Source organism: Stenotrophomonas sp. CASM101 (assembly GCF_049384845.1).
Lineage (GTDB): Bacteria > Pseudomonadota > Gammaproteobacteria > Xanthomonadales > Xanthomonadaceae > Stenotrophomonas > Stenotrophomonas hibiscicola.
Window position 1 is genome coordinate 1 of sequence record NZ_JBMRFR010000037.1, and the last position, 1030, is coordinate 1030.

The window sequence follows — 1030 nt, forward strand, 5'->3', positions numbered from 1 at the left end:
GCCAAAGAGGCCTGCAAGACCTCCACATCAGTCAAAGCCGTTGCTCGTCGCCACAGCCTGGAGGCCTCCACGGTCAGGCGCTGGGTGGCGACCTATCGGCTGCATGGTTGGCGCGGATTTCATCGCCAGGCCCGGTTCTATGACCTCCCGTTCAAGTTGGCTGTCCTGGAAAAAATGAGCCAGGACGGCATGTCCGGGCGGGAGGCCACCACCTACTTCCAGATCGGTGATGCCGGCGCGGTGGGGCGATGGCGGCGCCTGTATGCTCAAGGCGGTGCCCAAGCGTTGGCACCGCCTCCGCCGCTGCCCCGAAAGCCGATGAAAAAGACCCGTTCGTCCAAGCCACCTGAGGAAATGAGCCGCGATGAGCTGCTCAAGGAAGTCGCCTATCTGCGTGCGGAGACCGACTACCTAAAAAAACTCGATGCCTTGATCCGGGAAGAGCAGGCGGCGCAAGACGCAAAGCGCAAGCCATCCAAGGATTGAGGCAGGTTCATACGCTGTCGCTTCTGCTCGAAGCGGCGGAGCTGTCACGCAGTACGTTCTATTACCAGAACCATGTCCTGGCCCATCCGGATCAGGACGAGGCAGCCCTGTGCGAGCGCATCCGTGCAATCTACGATCAAAGCCAAGGGCGCTATGGCTATCGCACGGTGACGCTGGAATTGGCCAATCAGGGTCATCGGACCAATCACAAGCGGGTACAGCGCCTGATGGGGGAAATGGGCCTGAAATCACGGGTACGGGTGAAGCGCTACCGGTCCTTCAAGGGGGCCGCCAATGTTGTGGTTGGCAATGACCTCAATCGCCAATTCCACGCCGAGCGCCCCAACCAGAAGTGGGTGACCGACGTGACCGAGTTCAAGGTACAAGGCATGAAGCTGTATCTGTCGCCGATCATGGACCTCTACAACGGCGAAATCGTGGCTTATCAGATCAAGCGCCAGCCCGTGTTCGATCTGGTAGGTCAGATGCTGGAGGAGGCCATCAAGAAGCTTTCGCCGGATGAGCGCCCCATGATCCACTCCGA

Annotated in this window: 1 pseudogene; it reads left to right on the forward strand. The window is 59.8% G+C overall.

From position 1 onward, the window contains the following. Nucleotides 1-1030 (forward strand): annotated as a pseudogene (locus VG543_RS21170) (IS3 family transposase); the annotation flags it as partial.